At 73.4% G+C, this 6,631-nt stretch carries 6 protein-coding genes; all 6 read left to right on the forward strand.

Going from position 1 to position 6,631, the window contains the following annotated elements:
* The first annotated feature begins 2 nt into the window (after nt 1-2).
* The 6 genes from ACGF3I_RS07760 (at nt 3) to ACGF3I_RS07785 (ending at nt 6,287) form a co-directional block, all read left to right on the forward strand.
* Nucleotides 3-668, forward strand: coding sequence for a helix-turn-helix domain-containing protein (locus tag ACGF3I_RS07760; RefSeq protein WP_393129698.1), 666 nt, complete (start codon nt 3-5; stop codon nt 666-668).
* Nucleotides 669-896: 228 nt separating this feature from the next.
* A complete protein-coding gene (locus ACGF3I_RS07765; protein ID WP_393129734.1) occupies nt 897-1,427 on the forward strand; it encodes a toxin-antitoxin system, toxin component in 531 nt (176 codons plus the stop codon).
* Nucleotides 1,428-1,430: 3 nt separating this feature from the next.
* Entirely contained in the window at nt 1,431-2,618 is a 1,188-nt protein-coding gene (locus tag ACGF3I_RS07770; protein WP_393129699.1) for an MAB_1171c family putative transporter, read from the forward strand.
* Nucleotides 2,615-4,123: an NAD(P)/FAD-dependent oxidoreductase gene (locus tag ACGF3I_RS07775; protein ID WP_393129700.1), complete on the forward strand. Its 1,509-nt coding sequence runs from the start codon at nt 2,615-2,617 to the stop codon at nt 4,121-4,123. Before ACGF3I_RS07770 ends, ACGF3I_RS07775 begins: the two co-directional genes overlap by 4 nt.
* 71 nt (nt 4,124-4,194) lie before the next feature.
* Nucleotides 4,195-5,481, forward strand: a complete 1,287-nt coding sequence (locus ACGF3I_RS07780; protein ID WP_393129701.1) for a VWA domain-containing protein — start codon at nt 4,195-4,197, stop codon at nt 5,479-5,481.
* Between the two features lie 35 nt (nt 5,482-5,516).
* Nucleotides 5,517-6,287, forward strand: a complete 771-nt coding sequence (locus tag ACGF3I_RS07785) for a hypothetical protein (protein ID WP_393129702.1) — start codon at nt 5,517-5,519, stop codon at nt 6,285-6,287.
* Nucleotides 6,288-6,631: the final 344 nt, after the last annotated feature.

Here is a 6,631-nt window from a genome sequence, read left to right on the forward strand (position 1 = left end):
TGGTGACGGACGGCTTCTTGGTTCCGGGACCGGCGGCCACGGGCCCCCTCGCGGCCGTCGTCGCCCGTGTGGCCGAGCTCGCCGCAAAACTCGGGGCGAGCCAGGCGGACGTGTTCGACGTCCACCGGCTCTCCGAGGCATCGGGCGTTCCGGCCGATGTCGTGGGCGCTCTGCTCGAAGGACGGCCGGCCGGCGAACCCGATCTGCAGGCACGCTTCCTGCAACGGTTCAGCCTGCTGCGCAGCACGCGCCGCAAGCCCAACGGGCGCCCGCACACCCAGCAGGAGATCGCCGACGGCGCGGGCATGTCACGCCAGCAGGCGGGCGCCCTCATCAACGGCGACCGGCGTCCGACGATGGAACACTGCGACGCGATCCAGCGCTTCTTCGGAGTCCACGCGGGCTTCCTGACGGCCGACGACACCGACGCGCTCGGCGGCGCGCTCCTGCGCACCGAACAGGAGTTGCTCCAGCAACTCGCGGGCCGCGAGCGGGAGGTGGAGCTCGCGGGGGCGCCGGGCGGTGACGCGCTGGAGCGGCTGCTCCAGGACCACGGGGTGCGCGGCATCGCCTGGCGGGCCGCACAGCTGCCCACGGACAAGCACCGCGACAAGGTCACCGAGTGGCTCGACATGCTCCTGGAGAGCGTGAAGCGGTCGGAGTCCTGAGATGAACCGCACGACCCGGTGGCGGCACCGCGCCGCACCCATTGGCCTGCCCGGACGTCGCCGTCCGTTCATTTCCGGCCTCGACATGGTGCCGAGTTCAACGAACTCCGGCTCAATGTTGACTGGATCAAACGCGTACGGCTCGGCAGGCTGCACAGAGACGGGCTGCTCGACGAAGTGCTGCTCCATGAACGGCTGGCGGGGAGAACGGTGGGCATAGGCAAGGAGATGCGCCGGCTGTGCGGCGAGCTGGTCGCGGGCATCAACATCCCCGCTCCGGCGGAGCCGACCGCGTTGTACGCCGCTCTGTGCGAGGGCATGAGCAAGCGCCGGGGCCGTCCCGTCGACTTCCGCATGGCGGCCTTCCCGCCCGGCACCGCGAGCGGACTCTGGCTCGACATGGCCGACCGCGACCTCGTCGTGGTGGAGGAGCGTACAACCCCTGACCACCAACTGGTCATCCTGGGACACGAGTTGTGGCACATGGACGCCGGGCACGGCAGCCACCACGTCGCCGGAGCGGCCGTCGCCGCACGGCTGCTGACCGCCGAGGGCGACCTCGGGGCGGCCGTGCGCAAGGTGGCGGCGCGGACACGCTCGCACCTGGCGGAGGAGTCCGAGGCGGAGAGCTTCGGACTGCTGCTCGGCAGCAAGTGCCGTCCCTGGCTGCCCGATTCGGGCGCGTACGTCCCGGCGCACCGCGATGCCCTCGCCGGCCGCATCGAAGCCTCCCTGGGCTATCGCCGGCCCCAGGGCTGACGCGTGAAGGACCTGGGTTACTACGTCCCGGCCGTGCTGCTCGCCATCGGGTTCGCCTGCCGGGTGCCCGGCATGCGCCGGACCTGGCGGGACCCGCTGCTGCGCACCGTCAACGCACTTCTGATCGTGGCGAGTTCGGTGCTCTTCTTCGCCGCGCCGACGACCATCGCCCTGGTCAACCGCGTCACCGGCATACCCAACTTCTCGGCCCCGCTCGTCTATTCGATTCTCACGGCGTACAACGCCGCCTGTCTCGTCATGATCATCAACTGGCGCGGCGGCCCGGCGGAGGCGGCCCGGCGAGCCGGCCTGCGGTGCGTGGCCGCCTATGCCCTGGTCATCGTCGCGCTGTTCACCCTGTTCGGCATCGGCGACGCCTCCGAGGAGCGCCTGCGCGACCTGGACACGCACTACGCGAACACGCCGTACATCCGCGAGATGATCGCCCTCTACCTCGTCGCGCACTGCATCGCGTCGCTGGTCACGACCGTACTGTGCTGGAAGTGGTCGGTCCGGGTGCACGGCTGGCTGCGGACCGGCCTGGTGCTCATCGTGAGCGGCTACCTCCTCAACCTCGTCTTCGACGTCCTCAAGTTCCTGGCGGTGGGCGCCCGTTGGGCGGGCCACGACTGGGACGGGCTCAGCACCGACGCGGCCCCTCCCGTCGCCTCCGTCTCCGCGCTCCTGGTGGCCGCGGGCTTCATCGTGCCGCTGGTCGGGCCGAGGCTCTCGCACACCTGGCAGTCCTGGTCCGCCTACCGCCGGCTCGGGCCCCTGTGGCGGGCCCTGCGTGCCGGTCCCACGGTCGCGGGCGGTTCGGTCGGGATGGCGTGGTGGTCGTCGGCGGAGCTGCGGCTGACCTACCGGGAGGCAGGCATCCTCGACGGATTCCTCTCGCTCGCCCCGTACTTCGACCTCGCCCTCCACGACGCCGCCAAGTCCGCGGCGTACGAGACCGGAGCCGACCCCCGGCGGGCCAAGGCCGTCGCGGACGCCGCCATGATCGCCGCCGCCCTCACCGCACGGTCGCACGACCCGCAGGGCCTGGCCCTCGCCGGTGAGCCGCCCGAAGCGCCGACCGCCATCGAACGGGCCCGGGATCTGGTGCTGGTGTCCGAGGCGTTCCGCACCTCCCCCATCGTCGAAGCAGCCCGCCGCGATCCGGCATGGGCGGGAAGCAAGCAGCCATGAACCCATCGGACGAGGCGTCCTCCCACAGACCGGACGAGGCGCCCTCCGCCTCCTCGCCAGGACCGGGCGCGGCGTCCACCGCGTCCTCGCGCGGAGTGGGTGCGGCGTCTTCGCCGACGGCGCGGGCGGTCGTGATCGGCGGCGGCCTCGCGGGCATGCTGGCCGCGGCCGCGCTCCGCGGGCACTGCGACGAGATCACCGTGGTCGAGCAGGACGTCCTGCCGGCGGGCGCGGAGCCCCGCAGGGGGCTCCCCCAGGCACGGCACGGCCACATGCTCTGGTGCGGCGGGGCCGAGGCGATGGAGCGGCTTGTCCCCGGGGTGCTGGAGAGCTGGCTGGCGTTCGGGGCCCGGCGGATACCGCTGACCTCGGGGATGGTCGGCCTGTCTCCGCAGGGCTGGTACCGGCGCTGGCGCGACACCCACTACCTCATCTCCTGCGGCCGCGACCTCCTGGACTGGGTGGTGCGCGAGCGGGTCACCGCCGATCCGTCCGTGCGCGTGCTCCAGCGCACCAAGGTGCTCCGCCTGACCGGCACCGCGGGCCGGGTCACCGGCGTACGGGTGCGCGGGGAGGACGGAGCGGAGCGGGTGATCGAGGCCGATCTCGTGGTCGACGCCGCGGGCCGGGGCTCGCACGCCCAGCGCTGGCTCACCGACCTGGGCGTACCCGCCGCGAAGGAGGAGGTGGTCGACGCCGGCACGGTCTACGCGAGCCGCCGCTACCGCTCTCCGGCCGGCGAGCACCCCTTCCCCGTGGTGAGCCTGCAGACCGATGTGGGCGCGCCGACCGGACGGCGCACCGCCGTCCTGCTGCCGATCGAGGACGGCCAGTGGCTGATCACGCTCTCCGGCATGCGCGGCGGGCGTCCCACGGCCGACACCGAGGCCTTCCTCCCCTTCGCCCGGACCGCCGGGCACGAGGTGGTGGCCGAACTCCTCGCCGAAGCAGCCCCGTTGAGTGACGTGAGCACCTACGCCAACACCGCCAACCGGCGCCGCTACTTCGAACGCGTCGCCCGCTGGCCCGAGGGCTTCACCGCCATCGGGGACGCGGTCGCCGTCTCCAACCCCGTGTACGGGCACGGCATGTCGGTGGCCGCGCTCAGCGCGCTCGCCCTGCGCGGCGTCCTCGACGAGCGGGGCTTGACCTCACCCGGCCTGGCCCGGCGGATCCAGCGGGCGGTGGCCCGTCCGGTCGCCATGGCGTGGACGCTCTCCGCGGGGCAGGACGCCTTCTACCCGGGCGCCGCGAGCCGCGCCCCTGGGCCCGCCGAACGCCTGCTCTCGCGCTATGTGAACCGGCTCATGCTGACCTCCACCGGGAACTACACGGTGGCCACCGCGCTCACCGAGGTGATGACGCTCTCAGGACCGGCAGCCGGACTGGTGCACCCGCGCGTACTGTTCGCCGCGCTCGCCGGACCGGGCAGACCCCGCCTGACGGGACCTCCGCTGACGGACCGTGAACTCGCCCTGGTGCAAAGCCCGCAGAAGACCCCATAGCCTGCCTGAGCGAACGCACTGCCCGCGCCGACGATTTGGGGCGCGTATCGATGCTTCCATAGGATCCGGCGATGATCACCAGAAAACGGCTGGCGGCCGGAGTGTGCGCGCTGGTCGCCACTTTCGCCACCGGCATCCTCCCGGCCGCGGACACGGCCGCCGCGGCCCCCGGGCCCGACGGGCAGTCCGAGCAGGCCCCCGCGCCCAAGGTCGACCTCGTCCTCGACGTATCGGGGTCGATGCGGACCGCGGACATCGACGGCAAGTCGCGGATGGCCGCCGCGAAGCAGGCGTTCAACGAAGTCCTCGACGCGGTCCCGCAGGAGGTACAGCTCGGCATACGGACGCTCGGCGCCAACTACCCGGGCAACGACCGCAAGGTGGGCTGCAAGGACACCCGCGCCCTCTACCCGGTCGGACCGCTGAACCGCACCGAGGCCAAGACCGCCGTCGCCACCCTCGTGCCCACCGGCTGGACCCCGATCGGCCCCGCGCTGCAGGGCGCGGCCGAGGATCTCAAGGGGGGTGACGCAACCCGCCGGATCGTGCTCATCACCGACGGCGAGGACACCTGCCAGCCCCTCGACCCGTGCGAGGTGGCCCGCGACATCGCGGCCCAGGGCATTCACCTCACCATCGACACGCTCGGCCTGATCCCGGACGCCAAGACCCGCGCACAGCTCACCTGCATCGCCGAGGCGACCGGCGGCACGTACACCTCGGTCCAGCACACCGACCAACTCTCCGGCAAGGTCAAGCAGTTGGTGGACCGGGCGGCCGACCCGGTCGCGGTACCCGTCGCCACCCAGGGCGCCGCGAGCTGTGAGAGCGCTCCCGAGCTGAAGCCCGGCCTGTACACGGACCGCGAGAAGTTCGCCGAGCACCGCTCCTACAAGGTGAACGTACTGCCCGGCCAGGAGCTGCGCGCCTCCGCCAGCATCGGCCTGGACCGCCAGACGAACCCGGACTACGGCGTACTGCTGAGAGCGCTCACCGCGCACGGACGCGAGATCGTCCGCGGCTCGGAGGCCGGCGACGGACGTACGGACCTGATCTCCACCGGGCTCCGCTACCCCAAGGCCCCCGCCGACGACGCGGACGACAAGACCCCGGAGACCGTCTGCCTCCAGGTCTCCAACTCCTTCTCGGCCGCGCCCGGCGTCAAGACCGACCCCGGGCTCCCGGTCGAGCTCGCCATCGACGTGGTGGACGGCCCGCACCAGGCCTCCGACGTCGCGGCCTTCGGCCTCGGCCGCGGCTGGTGGCTGCTCGGCGCGCTCACCCTCGCGGGGCTCGTCGCGGGCCTGGTCTGGGGCTGGATCTCGCGCTGGCGCATCGCGGTCTGGCGGACCAACTGATGCCCACCACCACACCTCGCCCCGGGAGCCGACTGATGCGATCTGTAAGGAAGTTGGCGGTCGTCGCGCTCGCGGGCGCGGCTCTGTTCGGCGGGGCGTCGCCCGCGCTCGCCGACACGCCCAAGCCGAGCCCCTCCGCGTCGAAGAGCGACGCCGCGCCCACCGAGGCGGGTACCGCCTTCCGTACCGCCGTCGCCGTGCGGCAGGGCCAGCAGGCCACGGCGTCCGCGTCGAGCGGCGACTACCTGTACTGGATGTTCCCCGCCGACGCCGGGCAGCGCCCCACCGTCAACGCCAGGATCACGCTCCCCGAGGCCGCGTCCCGGCACGGGGCGTCCACATGGCGCATCGACGTATACGACGGGCTGCGCCGCCGCCAGCCCTGCATGTACGGGATGCAGTCGCGGTCCGCGGCACAGGACACTGGCACCATCGAGCTGTCCTGCACCCTGCGGCCGACCGTCGCCTGGGCCGACACCTGGTCCACCGACCCGCTGCCCGGTACCTATTACATCCGGCTGACGGCGGTGTCCCTGCCCGAGACGGACCGGGGCCTGCCGTTCAAGGCGGAGGTCGAACCGGTCATGGCCGACACCGGCGGCGCCCACGCGGTGGACGGCAGGCTCGCCACTCCGCTCGGCGCCAAGTCGGCGGTCGCGCCGGAGGACGGCTGGGCCTCGGGCTGGTGGACCGACCGCTGGCTGTGGACCGCGGCCGGCGGCCTGCTCGCCGCCCTCGCGGGCATCGGCGGCTACACCCTGACCCGCGGACGCGGACGGCCGTCGGGGGTGCCGCGGGGGGCCTGAGAGCGCTGCCGGGGCCGGCCCGGCCTCGGGCCCCGGGGCGCCGGGGCCCTGGGGCGACGGGGCCCTGGGGGTGGTCGCTTCTGATGGGCGGGCGGCCTTGGGTCGCTGAGAGCGTGATCACCCAGGCCGGAAGGGGGACGCTCCCGGCGGCGGGTGGCCCCGGGGTGGGCTTGAGAGCGCGATCAGGCCGGCCCCGGGGGGCGTGCCGGGGCCCCTGGGTGGTGGGGGTGGGGGGTGGCTCGCCCCACCGGGGCGCCGCGGTCGTTGCGGGGGTGCAGGCGGGGGGCGGCGGGGGGGCGCAGGGACCTGAGAGCGGGGGGTGGGGGGCCCGCGCCCCCGCCCGG

The sequence above is a fragment of the Streptomyces sp. NPDC048111 genome, from assembly GCF_043202815.1.
Lineage (GTDB): Bacteria > Actinomycetota > Actinomycetes > Streptomycetales > Streptomycetaceae > Streptomyces.